1 rRNA gene is annotated in these 570 nt (G+C 54.2%); it reads left to right on the top strand.

Features of this window, described 5'->3' with window-relative positions:
- Positions 1–270 precede the first annotated feature (270 nt).
- Positions 271–570: ribosomal RNA gene (locus ACFSJG_RS21055) — 16S ribosomal RNA — on the top strand; the annotation flags it as partial.

Here is a 570-nt window from a genome sequence, read left to right as displayed (position 1 = left end):
CTGGAACAGTTGCCCCGGAGCGGCCGAGATGATGAATCTTGGTGGTGATGGTGTGTGCGTGTTCTTTGAGAACTCAACAGTGTGCCGATGAATGTCAGTGCCAATTTTTTTTGGTACTCCGCCCCGTCTTTCGATGGGGTGGGTATGTCGATTGTCTTGCACCCCCGTGTGGGATGGTCGACGAATTTAAGCTAGTTTGAGTTTTTTTGCTAGTGATTTGACTCGATGTCTATGACTGATTAGCTGGTTTCGCCGGCCGATCTAGAGTCTTCAACGGAGAGTTTGATCCTGGCTCAGGACGAACGCTGGCGGCGTGCTTAACACATGCAAGTCGAGCGGTAAGGCCCTTTCGGGGGTACACGAGCGGCGAACGGGTGAGTAACACGTGGGTGATCTGCCCTGCACTTCGGGATAAGCCTGGGAAACTGGGTCTAATACCGGATATGACCACATGCTGCATGGTGTGTGGTGGAAAGGTTTACTGGTGCAGGATGGGCCCGCGGCCTATCAGCTTGTTGGTGGGGTAATGGCCTACCAAGGCGACGACGGGTAGCCGACCTGAGAGGGTGA

Origin of the sequence: Rhodococcus gannanensis (assembly GCF_042681175.1) — a bacterium.
Classification (GTDB): domain Bacteria; phylum Actinomycetota; class Actinomycetes; order Mycobacteriales; family Mycobacteriaceae; genus Rhodococcus_G; species Rhodococcus_G gannanensis.
Note: the sequence above shows the minus strand (reverse complement) of the source record. Positions and strands in the feature narration are given on the sequence as shown.